The sequence below is a fragment of the Lysobacter sp. KACC 24251 genome (genome assembly GCF_057747755.1).
On sequence record NZ_CM173222.1, the window covers coordinates 2,926,497 to 2,943,275 of the forward strand.

Here is a 16,779-nt window from a genome sequence, read left to right on the forward strand (position 1 = left end):
GTGGCGGCGACCCTCAGCCGCCGAACAGCAGGCTGCTTCCCACAAGGACCAGGAAGGCGGCGAAAACGCGCTTCAGCGCCTCACCCGACAGCCGATGCGCAAGGTGTGTCCCGTACGGGGCCGCGAATACCGAGGCGATGGCCACACCAATGGCCGCCGGCAAGTACACGTAGCCGATGGCGTGCGCCGGCAGGGCGCCCACCGGCGCCTGCAGCGCGTAGCCGGCCGCGCTGGCCAGGCCAATCGCGACACCGCAGGCCGACGAAGTCCCCACGGCGCGTACCGGCGCCACGCCGCGCCACACCAGCAGCGGCACGGTCATGCTGCCCCCGCCGATGCCCACGACCGCCGACACGGCACCGATGCCGACACCGGCTGCACTCATTCCCGGCCCACGCGGCGCCGGACGCGTGTGGCCATCCGCGGGCGTGCGCCGTCCCAGCAGCAATTGTGCCGCCGCCAGGAAGCAGTAACCGGCAACAAGCCATCGCAACCAGTCGCCAGGCAGACGCACTGCCAGCGCGCTCCCGACCCAACCCCCCATCAGTAGCCCGGGCACCATCCAACGCACGGTGGGCCACATCACGCTGCCACGCTTTGCATGCGCGCGGGCGGACGCCGCCGCGGTCAGCACGATGCTGGCCAGCGAACTGGCCAGCGCCGCATGCATCGCGGCCTCGTGCGGCACGCCCAGCAGCGGCAGCAACCAGACCAGTGCAGCCACCAACACCAGCCCGCCACCCACGCCCAACAAGCCCGCCAGCACGCCCGCTACCGCACCCAAGCCCAGAAACGCCAACCACGCCATCGACACGCTGTTTTCTCCTGCCGGATCCTGCGTGACACGCGCAATCGACATCGGTTGCGGCGCCATCAAGTCGTTCATTCTGGCTCGGCTATAGTCCGGGCCATGCGACAAAAAACGACCCCCATCGTAATCGCGTCGCTGCTTGCGGCGTTCACTGCCACCGGTTGCGCACAACCCTCGCCGGTGGTCGTCGCGCCGGCCGGCAGTCCCGGCCCCGCGCCCCAGGCTGGAACGACCCCTTCCAGTGGCGGGGGCGTGCCCGTGACCGGAGCACCCGCGGCCACCGGCATGGCGATTTCGCCGGCGGAAACGCGCCTGGCCCGCGTGCGCAGCGCGCTGGAGGCCGCCGAGCGCGGCGGGTTCGACGCGAGCGCCTTTGCCGACCTGGCCGGCGACCCGTTGTGGGGCTGGATCGAGTACGCCGCTCTGCGTCGCGACATCGACACCGTGGACCCCTTGCGCGCGCAAGCCTTCCTGGAGCGCTACGGTGGCCAACCCGTCGCCGCCGCCTTCCGCGAGATCTGGCTGGCGGCCACCGCGCGGCGCGAGGATTGGCTTGCCTTCACTTCGGCGTGGGTGCCTGGGCTCAAGGCCGAGTCACTGCGCTGCGCCGACCTCAAGGCACGCCAGGCCTTGGGCCGCGCCGACGCCACTTGGACCGCCGACAGCCAGGCATTGTGGCGCCAGGCTGGCAGCGCGCTGCCCGCAGCCTGCGATGCGCCGATGGCGGTGCTCGCCGCGCAGGGCGGCCTGTCGCCCGCATTGCGCTGGGAACGCATCGAACGCGCCATTGCCGAGGGCGAGCCCACGGTGGTGCGCGCGGCCGCACGCGGCCTGCCCACGGAAGAGCAGGCCCTGGCCGAAGACTACGCCGCGTTCCTGGAGGCCCCGCACGAGCGCGCGCTGGCGTGGCCGAAGACCGCGCGCAGCCGCCTGGTCGCGTCGCACGGCCTGGCGCGGTTGGCCAAGGACAACCCGACCGCCGCGGAGACGCAGTTGGCCGCCTTCGCGCCTGCGCTGGAGTTCGATGCGGCCGATCGCGCGCGCGTGCTGCATGCCATCGCACTGTGGTCGGTCGCATCGTACGCACCGGACTCGGCGCGCCGCCTCGCCGCCGTGCCGGTCGAGGCCTACGACGACCGCCTGCACGAATGGCGGGTGCGCGAAGCGATGGCGCGCTCTGACTGGCCGGCGGCGCTGGCGGCGCTGCGGCTGATGCCGCCGGCGCAGCGTGGCGATTCGCGCTGGCAGTACTTCGAAGCGCGTCTGAGCGAACTGACCGGCGACCGCAAGACCGCGCGCCGCCTGTACGCCGAGGCGGCACGCAAGCCCGAGTTCCATGGCTTCCTCGCCGCCGACCGCATCAAGAAGCCGTACGCCCTGTGCCCGCTGATGCCGGACGACGATCCCGCGGTGCGGGCCACGGTGGCGCGCGACCCCGCATTGACCCGCGCGCTGGCGCTGTACCGGTTGAACCGCCCCGGCTGGGCACAGCGCGAGTGGGACGATGCGCTCACGCGCTTCAACGACACCCAGCGGCGCATCGCGGTCGCCGAGGCGCAGGCCAGCGGCTGGTTCGACCGCGCGGTTTTCAACCTCGGTAAACAGCGTGACGAACTGCGCATGTATCACCTGCGCTTCCCGCTGCACCATGACGCGACCATCCGCCGCGAGGCGACGCGCCAGAACATCGATCCGGCGTGGGTGGCCGCGGAGATCCGCGCCGAGAGCATCTTCAATCCGACCGCGCGCTCGTCGGCGAATGCGATGGGACTGATGCAGGTGATCCCGGCCACGGGCGCCGCCGTCGCCAGCCGCATCGGCCTGCCGTGGACGGGGCCCGAGATGCTCTACGACCCGGACACCAACATCGCCATCGGCACCGCGTACCTGCGCCAGCTCATGGACCAGTACGGTGGCCAGCCCTACTTCACCATCGCTGGCTACAACGCGGGTCCCGCGCCGCTCGCGCGCTGGCAGACGCAGCGCCCGGGCATGGATCCGGATTTCTGGATTGAGACGATCAGCTACAAAGAGACGCGGGAGTACGTGGCCCGCGTGCTCGCATTCAGCGTAATCTACGACTGGCGACTAAATGGCGACGCGGCCACCGTCAGCGACCGCCTGCGGGGCATCACCGATGGCAAGCGCAAGCGCTTCGCCTGTCCCGACCCGGTCACTGCGCCGACGCCCGCCGCCCAACCCGGAAAGAGAACGAGAGCGCGAAGATGAGCAGACAGCACGTCGTGGTCCTGGGCGGCACCGGATTCGTAGGGCGCCACCTGGTGCCGCGCGTGCTGCGCGATGGCCACCGCGTCACCGTGGTCAGCCGCGGGCTGACGGCCGACACGCGCGCCGCGCTGTCGCGCCAGGCCAGCGTGCGCGAGGGCGACGTGCATGACGGTGCGTTCCTCGCCAACGTGTTCGCCGACGCGGATGCGGTGGTCAACCTCACCGGCATCCTCAACGAGAAGGGTGACCGCGGCGATGGCTTCGAGCGCGTGTTCGTCGGCATCACCGAATCGGTGATCGCGGCGATGAAGGCGAGCGGCACGCCGCGCCTGTTGCAGATGAGCGCGCTCAACGCTGGCCACGGCGAGAGCCACTACCTGCAATCGCGCGGACGCGCGGAGGCCAAGGTGCGTGGCTCCGGGTTGCAGTGGACGATCTTCCGGCCCTCGGTGATCGCCGGGCCGGGCGACGGTTTGTTCTGCCGCTTCGACCAGCTGCTGGGGATGGCGCCCGTGCTGCCAATCGCGCGCGGCCATGCGCGTTTCCAGCCGGTATGGGTGGGCGACGTGGCCGAAGCCTATGCGCGCGCCCTCAACGACCCCGCGAGCATCGGCCAGGTGTACGAACTGGTCGGCCCCGACGAGCTGTCGCTGGCCCAGATCGTGCGCCTGACCGCGCAGGCCCGCGGGCGCTCGCGCATGGTCGTCTCATTGTCCGAGGGGCTGGGGCGCTGGCAAGCCAACATCGGCGAACTGCTGCCGGGCAAGCCGATCAGCCGCGACAACTGGCGTTCGCTGGCGCTGGACTCGACCAGTCGCGACAACGGCCTGCCCAAGCTCGGTATCACACCGACGCGGGTGACCGATCGCCTGCCCGAAATCCTGGGGCTGGAGTCCGCCCCCGCGGCATGAGCCGCCCCGTGCCCGGGCGGGTCTACCTGGTGGGTGGCGCGGTGCGCGACCGCCTGCTCGGCTTGCCGGCGGGCGACCGCGACCACGTCGTGGTGGGCAGCACCCAGGCCGCCATGGAAGCGGCGGGGTTCCGCGCGGTGGGCCGCGACTTCCCGGTATTCCTGCATCCGGACACCGGCGAGGAATACGCACTGGCGCGCACCGAGCGCAAGTCCGGGCGCGGCTACCGCGGCTTCGTGGTCGATGCCGACCCGTCGGTGACGCTCGAACAGGACCTGGCCCGGCGCGACTTCACCATCAACGCCATCGCCCGGTCGCTGGATGACGACTCGCTGGTGGATCCGCATGGCGGCGCGCGCGATATCGAGGCCGGGGTGCTGCGCCACGTCGGCCCCGCCTTCGCCGAGGACCCGCTGCGCGTGCTGCGCGCGGCGCGGTTCATGGCGCGGTTCGCGCCGTTGGGCTTCCAGTTGGCGCCGGAGACGTTGGCGCTGATGCGCGAAATGGTCGCCGCGGGTGAGCTGGAGCACCTGGTGCCCGAGCGGGTATGGCAGGAGCTGCGCCGCGGCCTTGCCAGCCCACGCCCTTCGGCCTTTCTGGCCACGCTGCGGGCCAGCGGTGCGCTGGACGTGGTACTGCCCGAGGTCGACGCGTTGTACGGCGTGCCGCAACGCGCGGAGTTCCATCCGGAGGTCGACACCGGGGTGCACATCGAACTGGTGTGCGACATGGCGGCGCGCATCGCACCGGGCGATGACCTGATCGGTTTCGCCGCCCTGACCCACGACCTGGGCAAGGCGCTGACGCCTGCCCACGTGCTGCCGCGCCATCTCGGCCACGAAGGCGCGGGCGTGGCGCCATTGCGTGCGCTGTGCGAGCGCCTGCGCATCCCCACCGAACACCGCCTGCTGGCCGAAGCCGCCTGCCGCGAGCACCTCAACGTGCACCGCTTCGACGAGCTGCGTGCGGAAACCGTGTACAAGCTGATCGCGCGCTGCGATGGCTGGCGCAATCCCGCGCGCATCCGCCAGCTGGCGCAGGTGTGCGAGGCCGACAAGCGCGGCCGCACCGGACATGCGGAGGACGCCTACCCGCAGGCCGCCGCGCTGTGCCGCGCGCTGGACGCCGGCCTGGCGGTGCGCGCGGCAGACCTGGCGCCGGGGCTCACCGGCCCCGCCATCGGCGAGGCGATGCAGCGTGCGCGCATCCGCGCCATCGCCGACGCCACCGGAAAACGCTGATCCGCAGGGCATCCCTCCCATCGCGCGCTCGAGGTCGGTAGCACCATCTCGCCGCCAATCAAGGAAAAGCGCGGGGCCCAACGGACCCCGCGCCTTGGTCACTCAACCCGGCCGCATCAGAACCGGTAGTCGAGTCGCACGTAGTAGCTGCCACCATTCATGCCGAACGGCAGCGTCTCCCAGCCGTACTTGAAGCCCAGCTGCGGGAACGGGGCCGCATTGTCGGCATCCCACTTGTCGGGGTAGGTGTCGAAGATATTGTTGCCGCCCACGCTCAGGTGGGTGTTGTCGTTGAATGCATAACGCACGCCCAGGTCGAACAGCGTCTTGCCGCCCCAGGTCTGCTTGAAGCCCGGGGTGAAGCCTTCGCTGCTGACCGGACCGTAGTAGTTGGCCCGTGCGGTCAACTGCCACGCGCCCTGCTCGTACACCGACTGCAACACGTGGTGGCGACGCGGCTGGCCTTCCTCGACCAGCACCACCTGGGTGTCGTCGAACAGCATCTCCGGCGACAGGATCGGCGACTGCGAACGGCGATCCAGCACTTCGGTCTTGTTGAAATGCAGCAGCGCGGTAAGGTTCAGTCGCGCGCCACTGTCGAACGCGGTGTGATGGTGGGCAACGATGTCCAGGCCGGTGGTGCGCGTGTCGATCGCGTTGGTGAAGAACTGCGCCTGGCCAACGCTGAAGGGCGCGAGCGCCGCGGCGATCGGGCAATTGCTGTTGGTCGCATCACACGGCAGGCCGTCGGTGCCCACCGTCTCAGGCGCGATATTGCCGGAGAAGATGATGCGGTCGTCGATGTCGATGCGGAACACGTCGGCGGTGAGCGAGAAGCGGTCATTGGGCTTGAACACCATGCCCAGCGAGGCGCTGTTCGAGGTCTCTTCCTGCAAGGCCGGCACGCCGAGGGCGCGCGTGACCGGACTGTCCTGGCGCGCAGTCAGGGTATCGGTCAGCTCGCCGGTGGACGGGCTGAGGTTGGTCGAGACCTGGCTGTAGAACTGCTGCTGCACGCCCGGCGCGCGGAAGCCGGTGGACACCGTGCCGCGCACCGCGAAGCTGTCGGTAACGTCAAAGCGCGCCGACAACTTGCCGATGGTGGTGTTGCCGAAGTCCGAGTAGTCCTCGAAGCGCACCGCCGCGCCCAGCAGGAAGCGCTCGGTAAGGTTGGTTTCGGCGTCGAAGTACGCCGCGACGCTGCGCCGGCCCTCGTCCACCTCGGTACCGGGAGTGAACCCCGGGAAGCCCTGGATGCCCGGCGCGGCAAACCCGCCGTTCTGGTTGTAGATCGGGATCGACGGATCGTTGGTGCGGCCGTAGGTGTACGAGACCGGATCGCCGGCGGTGATGGCGTAGCTGTCGCGACGCCACTCCGCGCCCGTGCCGAGGTGCAGCGCGTTGCCGTTGAACCCGTCCACGGTGCCGCGGAAGTCGAGGTTGACCGTGGTCTGCTGGAATTCCAGCGTACCGGTGTCGGCCTCGGTCGGCGACTCGGCATGGATGCCCGCGGCCGGGTTGTTCGGGTCGATCGGCTCGTACCACCAGCTGACGTTGACCGAGTTGCTTTCCTCGAAGCCGAACTTGCTGCGGCCGTGGTTGATCGACAGATCCCAGTCCCAGTTGTCACCCAGCGGGGCGCGGAAGCCAACCGCCAGCGAGGCGTCGTCCACCGTGGTCAGGATGTTGGGCAGGAAGCCGTCGGGATACAGCTCCGGCACGGTGCGGCCGTCGCCCGCGCTGCGGAAGAAGCCCGAGGAATTGCCCTCGCGGCGGGACACGCCGCCGAACCAGTACAGCTCGCCGGCGCCTGCGGGCAGGCCGCCGTTGAGCCACAGGTAATAGTCCTTGGCATCGGCGTCGCCCAGGCGCTGGGTCACCCGCGGCGGATCCACGCGCAGGCTGTCCGGACCAGCGCGGTTGGTCTCGTTGCGGTTGCGCGCCTCGGCCGACAGGTTGAGGAAGCCTTCCTCGCCCAGCTTGAAGCCGGTGTTGACCGAGCCGTGCAGCATCTCGCCGTCACCGGCGTAGTACTGCGAGCCCTCCACCGACAGCTCGGTGTGGTCGGTCTGCTGCTTGAGGATGATGTTGATCACGCCGGCGATCGCATCCGAACCGTACTGCGCGGCGGCGCCGTCGCGGAGCACCTCGATGCGTTCGATCGCACTGACCGGGATGGCGTTGATGTCGGTACCGGCCGAACCACGGCCGATGGTCTGCTGTACGTTGACCAGCGCCTGCTGGTGGCGGCGCTTGCCGTTGACCAGCACCAGCACCTGGTCCGGGCCCAGCGAGCGCAGCGTGGCCGGTCGCAGGATGTCGGTGCCATCCGAAACGAAGGTGCGGGAGAAGTTGAACGACGGCTCCAGCATCTGCAGGATCTGGCCTACTTCCATCGCGCCGGTGGCGTTGAGCTCCTCGCGACCGATCACATCCACCGGTGCCGCGGTGTCCTCGGCGGTGCGCCCGCGCACGCGCGAGCCGGTGACCTGCACGCGGTCCAGCGTGGTGGCCTGTGATGCATCGGCGGTGGGCGCCGTTTCCTGTGCGGCGACCGGCGCGGCAACGCCGACCAGCAACGTGGCGGCGATCGCCAATGTCAGCGAATTCCTTTTTGCAGCAAACATGATGGGTTCCTTGGTGGTTGGACAGGGCTCCCCGATGGGCCCTGCCGCCGACTTTCACCAAGTTTTAACCTTTGCGCAATCGGTTCCAGACGTTTGCCCTGGTTGGCGGGAAACCGGTCACATTCCTGCCGAACGGGCTGCGCGCCATGGCTGCCAGCGCGCGGCGAGCACGCGCCCCGCCCCCCACCCGACTGCCACGCCCAGCGTGTTTGCGACCATGTCCGCGGGATCGGCAAGCCGGGAGGCGGTCAGGGCGGACTGTGCGCCTTCCAGTGAGATCCCCAGGGCCACCAGGCCAAACGCGGCCAGGGCATGGACGCGCGCCGGCGCGAACAACAGCACCGCATACGCGGACAGCAGCGCATAGGCGCCCAGGTGCTCGACCTTGTCGATACCGGTGAACGAGGGCACGGGCAGCGCCGAGGACGGCAGCAGCGAGCCGACCACCACGCCCGCGATCAGCAGGAACCAGCCCGCCAGCAGCCACCGTGGCCGCCGCCAGGGCCGCAGGACCCCGCCCGCGCTCACAGCCGGAAACTCAGGTCGCCCGCCATGAACGCGGTGCCGAACTCCACGTCCTTTTCAAAGCCCATCACCTGGAAGCGCTCGCCCATCTCGGTGGGCAGAGTCAGGCGCTTGACCTCCTGATTGCGGCGCAAGCGCTCGACTTCGTCGTCGATCGCCTCGATGCGCTCCAGCACGCCCGCCAGCCCGTTGCCCAACAGGAAACTGGACTGCGAGCAGTAGCCCGCCAGGTCGAAGCCCGCCGCCACGCCGGCCTCGGCCAGCGCGGTGAAGTCCACTGACGCAGTGAGGTCCTGCAGCCCGGGCCACAGCAGCGGCTCCCCGTGCATGCGGTGGCGGTAGAACGCGCGCAGGGTGCCGTCACTGCGCTCCGGCAGGTAGTACTCGCCGCGCACGTAACCGTAATCCACGAACAGCATCGCGCCCGCCTTCATCCCGCCCGACACCGCCTGGATCCAGTACGGCAGTTGGGGCAGCAGCTCGGAGCGGTAACCCTCCGGCAGCGGCGTCGGCAGGCGGCGTTCCAGGTGGCGCACCGCGCCACTGAGGAAACTGTCGGCCGGGCGCAGCACGCGCACCAGGCGCCCGCCTTCCAGCGTCACGTGTTCTTCGTACACCTCGCCGGCCTCGATGGCGAAGCGCGGCGTCGGCAAGGCGTCGATCACCTCGTTGGCGAACAACACGCCAACCCAGTCATCCGGCACCGGCCCGTCGACCCATTCCACCAGCTCGAACAACGGCGGCACCAACCGCTCGCGCAGGCGTTCGCGCTGGCGCACGCGCAGCTGCGCGCTGGGCTCGAGGATCAGGTAGCGGCTGGGCAGCGCGTCCAGTTCCATCAGGCGCTTCAGCGCGACCTCGGCGAAGGCGCCGGTACCGCCGCCCAGCTCCAGGAACAGCGCCTCCGGGCCCAGCTGTTGCAGCACCGGCGACACCGCATCGGCCACGCACGCGGCAAACACCGGGCCCAGCTCGGGCGCGGTGACGAAATCGCCTGCGTCGCCGAACTTGGTCGCGCCGGCGCTGTAATAGCCCAGTCCCGGCGCGTACAACGCCAGCTCCATGAAGCGCGAGAACGGTATGGTGCCGGTTTCGCTGGCGGCGATCTCGCCGTGGATGGCGGCGGTCAGCTTGGCGCTGTGCACCAGCGCATCGGCTTCGGGTTCGGGGAGCTGGGCGTTCACAATGGCTTCCGGGTTCACGTGCGCGCAGGATAGCCTGTAGCGTGCAACCGGAGCCTGACCGATGACCGCCGCCGCCCGTCCCGTCGCCCTGATCACCGGCTGCGCCAAGCGCATCGGTGCCGAAATCGCGCGCCAACTGCATGCCGCCGGTTACGACGTTGCAATGCATTACCGCAGCTCGCGCGAGGCCATCGAGGCCCTCGCCGCCGAGCTGGACCATGCCCGCCCCGGCAGCGCCCACACCCTGCAGGCCGACCTGGCCGAGTTCGACCGTATTCCCGAGCTGGTGGCACACGCCATCGGCCGCTTCGGCCGGCTGGACGCGCTGGTCAACAACGCGTCGTCGTTCCATCCGACGCCCATCGGCCTCACCACGCCCGACGACTGGGATGCGCTGATGACCAGCAACGCGCGCGCACCGTTCTTCCTGGCGCAGGCCGCCGCGCCGCACCTGCGCGCCAGCGGCGGTGCCATCGTCAACCTCACCGACATCTACGGCGAACGGCCGCTGCGCCAGCACACCGTGTACTGCATGGCGAAGGCGGCGCTGCTGATGATGACGCGCTCGCTGGCCGTCGAACTGGGGCCGGACGTGCGGGTCAACGCCGTCTCGCCCGGTGCCGTGCTGTGGCCGGAGGACAGCAGCAACACCGCCGCACAGGAGGCGATGCTGGCGCGCACCCCGCTGGGCCGCACCGGCACCCCGCATGAAGTCGCCGAAGCGGTGCGCTGGCTGCTGCAGGACGCGCGCTACAGCACCGGCCAAGTGCTGTACCTGGACGGCGGCCGGATGCTGGCCGGCTGATGCCGGCACCGCGCGCGCCGGCTACGTCGTGACGGGCTCCGTGCCCGGCGCCTGCGCCATCGGCAGGCCCTGGAACGCCGGCGGCGTCTCGCCGTGGCTGATGTAGCGGAACAGCGCCGCGGCATACACGCCATTCAGCGCCGACTGCACCAGGCCCAGCAGCACCAGGACCAGCGCGACCAGTACCACGATTGCCAACGCCAGCCCCATCGACAGCTTGGCCGCGGTCCACGCCAGCACCAGTCCGGCCAGGCCCACGCCGAACATCAGCACGCCGAAGGCCAAGCCGATACCGATCGCGCCAGCCGCAGTCTCGCCCCACGTGCGCTGCAGCATGCGCCCGCTCTTGCGCAGCGCCTCGAACGGGCCGATCTGCTCGCTGACCAGCACCGGTGCGACCAGGAACGTCGCCATCGTCCAGGCCACGCCCAACCCGCCGCCCAGCAGTTGCACCAGCGGGTTGCGGTCGTTGTCGCGCATCGCGCGCAGCAGCATGCCCACGGTGGCCGCGATCGCGGCGTAACCAAGGATTGCGCCGATGCGCTCCAGCGCGGCGCGGAAGCCGTCCTTCAGCGTGGGGTCGCCGCCTTCCAGCCGGATCATGGCCGCAGCCACAAGCGCGCAATTGCAGAACACGATCACCGTGTACTGGCAGAAATAGAACAGGAACATCCACACAAGCCCAGCGAAGCCGAAGCCGTTCTCGAACACGCGCCAGCCGAACACCGGCACCGCGAACGTCAGCATCACCAGCAGCGTGGCCGCCATCGACACCAACGGAAACAACATCAGCTCGCGATCCGAGCGCAGCACCGACGCACTGGCCTTGGCCAGTTCCCAACTGCGCAGCAACCGTTCCTTCATGAGGCCCTCCCGGGTCCAGCGATCCACCGATTATCGGCGTGCGGTCGCCCGGCGGAATGTGCGCGGGTGCCGCCCAGCAAACCCGGATGCCGCGACCTCCATCACAACTCACGCAAGCGGACCGCGTCGCCGGCAAGGCTTGCGCGATGCGTGACCACGGTTCGTCCTGAAAGGTGGGCGCGGTAGATGTAGCCCTTATTGAAGACCCGCCGGCTTGCCGGCGTGCGGCGACACCTCAGGAATCGCGCGGTTCATCCTTGCGCGCCATCGCCTCGCTCTCGCGAATCCTGCGCCTCAGGAAGACATGGATCGCCACGGTGAGTGCGACCGACAGCGCCGTCACCGCGATCGCCAGCCAGCCCATCGGCGTGGTCAGCAGTTGGGCGAGCAGCGGCGACATCTCACAGCACCACGGTGTCGAAGGCGCGCTCGCGATCCGCATGCACGGCCCACAGTTCGGTCAAGGTGCGGCCATCGCCGGGCACGCGCACGTCGGGCGCGATGTCGGCCAGTGGCTTGAGCACGAAGGCGTGCTTCAGCTCCGGGCGCGGGATTCGCAGGTTGCCTGCGCCCTCGCACACCCGGTCGTCGAACAGCACGATGTCGATGTCCAGCGTGCGGTCGCCAAAACGCGGCCCGCTGCGGTCGCGGCCGTGGGCGTCTTCCAGCGCGTGCAGCCAGTCGTTGAGCGCCTGCGGCTCCAGGTCGGTCTCGATCATCGCCGCCGAGTTGAGGAAGTCATCGCCCTCGAAACCCACCGCCGCCGTGCGGTACACCGGCGAATGCAGCACCGCGCCGAAGCGCGCCTGCAATGCGGCCAAGCCGCTGCGCAGGTTGGCCTCGGCGTCGCGGTTGCTGCCCAGGCTGAGGTAGGCCTTGTGCATCACAGCAGCCCGCTGATGCCTTCGGGCGCGCGGCCGGCGCTGCGCTCGATGATCACGCCCACCGCGCGCGCGCCGCGCACCGCGCCCGGCTTGCTCAGCTTGAGCCGCACCTGGCTGACGCCGAATTCGTCAAGGATGATCTCTGCCACGCGCTCGGCCAGTGTCTCCACCAGGCCGAACCCCGACTGCGACACGTAGTCCACCACGCGCCGGCTGACGTCCTTGTAGTTCAGCGTGTCCTCGATCGCGTCGCTGGCCGCCGGCACGCGGTTGTCGAAGGCCATCTCGATGTCGAACACCAGCGTCTGCCGGATCCGCCGCTCCCAGTCGTAGATGCCGATCAGCGCATCGACCTCGAGCGCCTCGATGAAGACCTTGTCCACGTCGTGTTCCTGTGCGGCCGCGCCGTGCGCGCGTTGGCGCCCATTCTCGCTCAGACCGCTTCCAGCGTCGCCATGTCCCAGCGCGGGGTGACGCGCACCGACTCGTCCACGTGCTGGCCGGCCTGCAGCCGCAGCGCACCGGCGTAGGCGATCATCGCGCCGTTGTCGGTGCAGAACGCCGGCCGCGGGAAGCTCACGCGGCCACCGCGGCGTGCCGCCATTTCCTGCAGCCTGGCGCGCAGCCGCTTGTTTGCGCCAACGCCGCCGGCCACCACCAGCGTGTCGCAACCCGCTTCGTCCAGCGCGCGCTGGCACTTGATCGCCAGCGTGTCCACCACCGCATCCTCGAAACCGCGGGCGATGTCGGCGCGGGTGGAGTCGAACTGGTCGCTGCCCTGCCACGCCAGCAGCACCTGGGTCTTGAGTCCGCTGAAGCTGAAATCCAGGCCCGGCCGGTCGGTCATCGGCCGCGCGAACTTGAACGCGCCCGGCCGGCCCTGTTCGGCCAGCGCCGCCAGTTGCGGCCCGCCCGGGTACGGCAGGCCCATCAGCTTGGCGGTCTTGTCGAAGGCCTCGCCGGCCGCGTCGTCCAGCGTCTCGCCCAGCAGGCGGTAGCGGCCGATGGCCTCCACGTGGATCAGCTGGGTGTGGCCGCCGGAGACCAGCAGCGCAACGAACGGCGGTTCGGGCCGGCCCAGCGGGTCGTCTTCCATCAGCGGGGCCAGCAGGTGGCCTTCCATGTGGTGCACGGCCACGGCCGGCAGATCCAGCGCCCAGGCCACGGCCCGGGCCACGCCCGCGCCGACCAGCAGGGCACCGACCAGACCGGGGCCGGCGGTGTAGGCCACGCCGTCCAGCTCATCGATGGTGAGGCCCGCGTCGGCCAGGGTCTGGCGGATCAGCGGCAGCAGCTTGCGCACGTGGTCGCGGCTGGCCAGTTCAGGCACCACGCCGCCGTATTCGGCATGCAGGGCGATCTGGCTGTACAGCGCGTGGGCGCGCAGGCCGGTGTCCGTGTCGTACACGGCCACGCCGGTCTCGTCGCAGCTGGTTTCGATGCCGAGGACTTTCATTTTGAAGATATGGGGGCGCGTCTTTGGAAATCGTAGCGCTTTTGGAGGGTTTGGGCCGGGAGGAGCTTGGGCGTGGCATTGCTCCAGCCCTCCGTCGCGGCATCCTGCCGCGAGTCGGGCCGCGGGCCATCCATGGCCCGCTTTTCCGCAACACCACGCCCAAGCCCCTCCCCCACACACTCCCCCGCGACGGAGAGGGTGGGAAAAGCGACCGCAAAAGCACCACACCGGCTAAACCATGGAGGGCTGCGTCCTTATGGGGCGTGGCGGAGAGCGGGCCAGGGATGGCCCGCGGCCCCTCCGTCGGGACAGGATGTCCCGACGGAGGGGCGGAGCCACGCCCCGTGAGGTCGCAGACCCCCTACGAAGCGGGCAGCCCACCCCAGACTTGCACTTCCAAACAGAGCCCCGCTAAAATGCACGGCTCACCCGGTCCTCCCGGGATCGGTCCCTGAACAGAGATTACGTATGCCCAGCGTCAAAGTCCGCGAAAACGAGCCTTTCGAGTTTGCCCTGCGTCGCTTCAAGCGCACCTGCGAGAAGGCCGGCGTCCTCGCCGAGACCCGCAAGCGCGAGTTCTACGAGAAGCCGACCCAGGAGCGCAAGCGCAAGGCCGCCGCTGCGGTGAAGCGCCAGTCGCGTCGCGCCTCGCGCGATGTGACCAAGCGTCAGCGCCTGTACTGAGTACAGCGGGTTCTTCCCCTGTGGCCGGCCTCCGGGCGGGTCACGGTGGAAGCCGAAAGCCGGCCGCGCCCATGCGCTGCCGGCTTTTTGTGTTTTTTGATGCCCCCGGATCGCGGATTCCTGCCCGCCGGCCCTACGGTCCGGGTCCCGAGCCCTGCTCCGGTGACATCTGCACCGCCCCTTCACCCATTGGAGTGACCCCATGAGCCTCAAGCAACGCCTGACCGAAGACATGAAGGCCGCCATGAAGGGCGGTGACAAGGAAACGCTGGGCGTCGTCCGCCTGATCAACGCCGCCATCAAGCAGCGTGAGGTCGACGAGCGCATCGAGCTGGACGATGCCGCCGTGATCGCCGCGCTGGAGAAGATGGTCAAGCAGCGCAAGGATTCGGTCAGCCAGTACGAAGGCGCCGGACGCGAGGACCTGGCCGCCATCGAGCGTGCCGAGATGGTGATCATCGACCGCTACCTGCCGGCCAAGATGGACGAGGTGGCAGTCGCCGCGGCCGTCGACGCCGCGATCGCCGAAACCGGTGCCAGCGGTGCGGCCGACATGGGCAAGCTGATGGGCGTGCTCAAGCCGCGCCTCGCCGGGCAGGCCGACATGGGCCTGGTCTCCAAGCTGGTGAAGCAGAAGCTGGGCTGAGCCCGCGCGCCGAAGGCTCCGCTCGACGCCGCCTGCGGGCGGCGTCGCCGTTTTCGTCCCGCGCGCGCCGCATGGGCCAATTCGGCCAGCGGGCGCATGGCATCATCGTCCCTTCCCTCCACGGAAACGAACGCGCCCTCGATGGCCCGCATCCCTGACGCCTTCATCGACGACCTGCTCGCCCGATCCGACCTGGTCGAGATCATCGGCGCGCGCGTGCCGTTGAAGAAGCAGGGCCGCGAGTACAGCGCGCGTTGCCCGTTCCACGACGAGCGCTCGCCATCGTTCACCGTGTCGCCGACCAAGCAGTTCTACCACTGCTTCGGCTGCGGCGCGCACGGCACCGCGATCAGCTTCCTGATGAACTACGACCGCCTCGAGTTCCTCGACGCGGTGGAGGAGCTGGCCAAGCGCGCCGGCATGGAAGTGCCGCGCGACACGCAGCAGCGCAACACCAACCCCGACGGGCAGGACCTGTACGCAGCGCTGGACGCGTCGGCGAAGTTCTTCCAGAAGCAGCTGGCCGGCAGCGCAAAGGCACAGGCGTACCTGGACGGGCGCGGCGTCGACGCAGCCACCCGCGAGCGTTTTGGCATCGGCTACGCGCCCGAAGGCTTCAATGCGTTGCGCGATGCCCTGGGCAGCGACGAGCGCCGCCTGAAGCTGCTCGAGCGCGCCGGCATGATGTCGCGTAACGACACCGGGCGCGTCTACGACAAGTTTCGCGACCGGGTGATGTTCCCGATCCACGACCGGCGCGGGCGCACGATCGCCTTCGGCGGCCGCATTCTGGGCGCGCCTGCGGACGGGCGCGACCCCGGCCCCAAGTACCTCAACTCGCCCGAGACGGAGCTGTTCCACAAGGGCCGCGAGCTGTACGGCTTGTGGCAGGTGCGGCAGGCGCACAACAAGATCCCGCGGCTGATCGTGGTCGAGGGCTACATGGACGTGGTCGCGCTGTTTCAGCACGGCGTGGACACCGCGGTGGCCACGCTCGGCACCGCGACCACGCCCGACCATGCCGAGCTGCTGTTCCGCAACGCGCCCGACGTGTACTTCTGCTTCGACGGTGACCGCGCCGGCCGCGGCGCGGCGTGGAAAGCGGTCGAGTCCGTGCTGCCGCGGATGAAGGACGGACGCCAGGCGTTCTTCCTGTTCCTGCCCGAGGGCGAGGACCCGGATTCGCTGGTGCGGAAGGAAGGCCACGCCGGCTTCGATGCACGCCTGCAACAGGCCACGCCACTCTCGCAGTTCTTCTTCGATTCACTCGCCGCCGACGTCAACCTGTCCACGCTGGAAGGCAAGGGGCGCCTCGCCGAGCGCGCCAAGCCGTTCCTGGCGCAGATTCCCGATGGCGCCTTCGGCGACCTGATGAAGCAGCGCCTTACCGAACTCACCGGCGTGGGCGCGCGCGCCAGCTCGCCGGAGACGCACGTGCCGGCGCAGCGCGCCCGCAGCGGCGCCGCGCCGTCGACTGGCAAGCGCAGCATTGTGCGCAGCGTGATCGCGCTCCTGCTGCAACATCCGCCCCTCGGCGCGGAGCTGCAACCGCCGTACCGGTTTGCTTCGCTGCGCCAGCCCGGTGTGCAATTGCTGGTGGAACTGCTGCAACTGGTGGACCAGCGCCCCGATATCGCCACCGGCATGCTGCTCGAGCATTTCGAAGGGCGCGAGGAGCACGGCGCACTGCAGAAGCTTGCGACGCAGTCCCTGCCCGGCGACGAAGCCAGCTGGCTGCGCGAGTTCATGGACGCCACCGCCCAGCTGGAACGGCAGACGCTGCTGCAGCGGCTGGACGAGCTCCAGGCCAAGCAGCGCGAGCAGCGCTTGGACGACGTCGACAAGCAGGAACTGCGGGCCTTGTTGCAGGCCCGGCTGGGCTGAGCCAGCTCCACCACCCTGCTAAGCTCAG

16 protein-coding genes are annotated in these 16,779 nt (G+C 69.6%); 7 read left to right on the top strand and 9 right to left on the bottom strand.

Annotated elements, in window-relative coordinates; translation table 11 throughout:
* Positions 1-13: 13 nt before the first annotated feature.
* A complete protein-coding gene (locus tag AC3ARF_RS13570) occupies positions 14-886 on the bottom strand; it encodes a sulfite exporter TauE/SafE family protein (RefSeq protein WP_498928776.1) in 873 nt (290 codons plus the stop codon).
* A gap of 210 nt (positions 887-1,096) precedes the next feature.
* On the opposite strand from AC3ARF_RS13570, the gene AC3ARF_RS13575 reads away from it, so the two are divergent.
* From AC3ARF_RS13575 to AC3ARF_RS13585, 3 genes are read left to right on the top strand one after another with little or no spacing between them, the layout of a single operon-like run.
* Positions 1,097-3,040: a lytic transglycosylase domain-containing protein gene (locus AC3ARF_RS13575; RefSeq protein ID WP_498931887.1), complete on the top strand. Its 1,944-nt coding sequence runs from the start codon at positions 1,097-1,099 to the stop codon at positions 3,038-3,040.
* On the top strand, positions 3,037-3,951 hold the full coding sequence (locus AC3ARF_RS13580; RefSeq protein ID WP_498928778.1) for a complex I NDUFA9 subunit family protein: 915 nt from the start codon (positions 3,037-3,039) through the stop codon (positions 3,949-3,951). Before AC3ARF_RS13575 ends, AC3ARF_RS13580 begins: the two co-directional genes overlap by 4 nt.
* Positions 3,948-5,192, top strand: coding sequence for a multifunctional CCA addition/repair protein (locus AC3ARF_RS13585; RefSeq protein ID WP_498928780.1), 1,245 nt, complete (start codon positions 3,948-3,950; stop codon positions 5,190-5,192). Before AC3ARF_RS13580 ends, AC3ARF_RS13585 begins: the two co-directional genes overlap by 4 nt.
* Before the next feature lie 116 nt (positions 5,193-5,308).
* On the opposite strand, the gene AC3ARF_RS13590 is transcribed toward AC3ARF_RS13585, so the two are convergent.
* The 3 genes from AC3ARF_RS13590 to AC3ARF_RS13600 form a co-directional block, all read right to left on the bottom strand.
* Entirely contained in the window at positions 5,309-7,819 is a 2,511-nt protein-coding gene (locus AC3ARF_RS13590) for a TonB-dependent receptor plug domain-containing protein (RefSeq protein WP_498928782.1), read from the bottom strand.
* Between the two features lie 117 nt (positions 7,820-7,936).
* Positions 7,937-8,347: a VanZ family protein gene (locus AC3ARF_RS13595; protein WP_498928784.1), complete on the bottom strand. Its 411-nt coding sequence runs from the start codon at positions 8,345-8,347 to the stop codon at positions 7,937-7,939.
* On the bottom strand, positions 8,344-9,546 hold the full coding sequence (locus AC3ARF_RS13600) for a class I SAM-dependent methyltransferase (RefSeq protein WP_498928786.1): 1,203 nt from the start codon (positions 9,544-9,546) through the stop codon (positions 8,344-8,346). The genes AC3ARF_RS13595 and AC3ARF_RS13600 overlap by 4 nt, the downstream gene beginning before the upstream one ends.
* A 43-nt stretch (positions 9,547-9,589) precedes the next feature.
* Between AC3ARF_RS13600 and AC3ARF_RS13605 the strand changes: the two genes are divergently transcribed.
* Complete coding sequence (locus AC3ARF_RS13605) at positions 9,590-10,333, top strand: pteridine reductase (RefSeq protein WP_498928788.1); 744 nt, start codon at positions 9,590-9,592, stop codon at positions 10,331-10,333.
* 21 nt (positions 10,334-10,354) lie between these two features.
* Here the strand turns inward: AC3ARF_RS13605 and AC3ARF_RS13610 are convergent, their stop codons facing one another.
* From AC3ARF_RS13610 to tsaD, 5 genes are all read right to left on the bottom strand, one after another.
* Positions 10,355-11,197: a DUF6159 family protein gene (locus AC3ARF_RS13610; protein WP_498928790.1), complete on the bottom strand. Its 843-nt coding sequence runs from the start codon at positions 11,195-11,197 to the stop codon at positions 10,355-10,357.
* Positions 11,198-11,432: 235 nt separating this feature from the next.
* Positions 11,433-11,597, bottom strand: a complete 165-nt coding sequence (locus AC3ARF_RS13615; RefSeq protein ID WP_498928791.1) for a hypothetical protein — start codon at positions 11,595-11,597, stop codon at positions 11,433-11,435.
* A 1-nt stretch (position 11,598) separates the two neighbouring features.
* Entirely contained in the window at positions 11,599-12,081 is a 483-nt protein-coding gene (gene folK, locus AC3ARF_RS13620; RefSeq protein ID WP_498928793.1) for a 2-amino-4-hydroxy-6-hydroxymethyldihydropteridine diphosphokinase, read from the bottom strand.
* Positions 12,081-12,464, bottom strand: coding sequence for a dihydroneopterin aldolase (folB, locus tag AC3ARF_RS13625; protein ID WP_036137202.1), 384 nt, complete (start codon positions 12,462-12,464; stop codon positions 12,081-12,083). Before folB ends, folK begins: the two co-directional genes overlap by 1 nt.
* A gap of 50 nt (positions 12,465-12,514) precedes the next feature.
* Complete coding sequence (tsaD, locus tag AC3ARF_RS13630) at positions 12,515-13,537, bottom strand: tRNA (adenosine(37)-N6)-threonylcarbamoyltransferase complex transferase subunit TsaD (protein WP_498928795.1); 1,023 nt, start codon at positions 13,535-13,537, stop codon at positions 12,515-12,517.
* 468 nt (positions 13,538-14,005) lie between these two features.
* On the opposite strand from tsaD, the gene rpsU reads away from it, so the two are divergent.
* The 3 genes from rpsU to dnaG all read left to right on the top strand — a co-directional run bounded on the left by rpsU (position 14,006) and on the right by dnaG (position 16,751).
* Positions 14,006-14,221 carry a 30S ribosomal protein S21 gene (gene rpsU, locus AC3ARF_RS13635; RefSeq protein ID WP_036137208.1) on the top strand — a complete coding sequence of 72 codons (216 nt, stop codon included), beginning with the start codon at positions 14,006-14,008 and terminating at the stop codon, positions 14,219-14,221.
* A 202-nt stretch (positions 14,222-14,423) separates the two neighbouring features.
* Complete coding sequence (locus AC3ARF_RS13640) at positions 14,424-14,867, top strand: GatB/YqeY domain-containing protein (protein ID WP_498928797.1); 444 nt, start codon at positions 14,424-14,426, stop codon at positions 14,865-14,867.
* A gap of 141 nt (positions 14,868-15,008) precedes the next feature.
* Entirely contained in the window at positions 15,009-16,751 is a 1,743-nt protein-coding gene (gene dnaG / locus AC3ARF_RS13645) for a DNA primase (RefSeq protein WP_498928799.1), read from the top strand.
* The last annotated feature ends 28 nt before the right edge of the window (positions 16,752-16,779 follow it).

Bases quoted from the DNA above. Each gene is read 5' to 3' on its own strand.
- AC3ARF_RS13570 (WP_498928776.1), bottom strand. From the start codon at position 886: ATGAACGACTTGATGGCGCCGCAACCGATGTCGATTGCGCGTGTCACG.
- AC3ARF_RS13575 (WP_498931887.1), top strand. From the start codon at position 1,097: ATGGCGATTTCGCCGGCGGAAACGCGCCTGGCCCGCGTGCGCAGCGCG.
- AC3ARF_RS13580 (WP_498928778.1), top strand. From the start codon at position 3,037: ATGAGCAGACAGCACGTCGTGGTCCTGGGCGGCACCGGATTCGTAGGG.
- AC3ARF_RS13585 (WP_498928780.1), top strand. From the start codon at position 3,948: ATGAGCCGCCCCGTGCCCGGGCGGGTCTACCTGGTGGGTGGCGCGGTG.
- AC3ARF_RS13590 (WP_498928782.1), bottom strand. From the start codon at position 7,819: ATGTTTGCTGCAAAAAGGAATTCGCTGACATTGGCGATCGCCGCCACG.
- AC3ARF_RS13605 (WP_498928788.1), top strand. From the start codon at position 9,590: ATGACCGCCGCCGCCCGTCCCGTCGCCCTGATCACCGGCTGCGCCAAG.
- AC3ARF_RS13610 (WP_498928790.1), bottom strand. From the start codon at position 11,197: ATGAAGGAACGGTTGCTGCGCAGTTGGGAACTGGCCAAGGCCAGTGCG.
- AC3ARF_RS13615 (WP_498928791.1), bottom strand. From the start codon at position 11,597: ATGTCGCCGCTGCTCGCCCAACTGCTGACCACGCCGATGGGCTGGCTG.
- folK (WP_498928793.1), bottom strand. From the start codon at position 12,081: ATGCACAAGGCCTACCTCAGCCTGGGCAGCAACCGCGACGCCGAGGCC.
- tsaD (WP_498928795.1), bottom strand. From the start codon at position 13,537: ATGAAAGTCCTCGGCATCGAAACCAGCTGCGACGAGACCGGCGTGGCC.
- rpsU (WP_036137208.1), top strand. From the start codon at position 14,006: ATGCCCAGCGTCAAAGTCCGCGAAAACGAGCCTTTCGAGTTTGCCCTG.
- AC3ARF_RS13640 (WP_498928797.1), top strand. From the start codon at position 14,424: ATGAGCCTCAAGCAACGCCTGACCGAAGACATGAAGGCCGCCATGAAG.
- dnaG (WP_498928799.1), top strand. From the start codon at position 15,009: ATGGCCCGCATCCCTGACGCCTTCATCGACGACCTGCTCGCCCGATCC.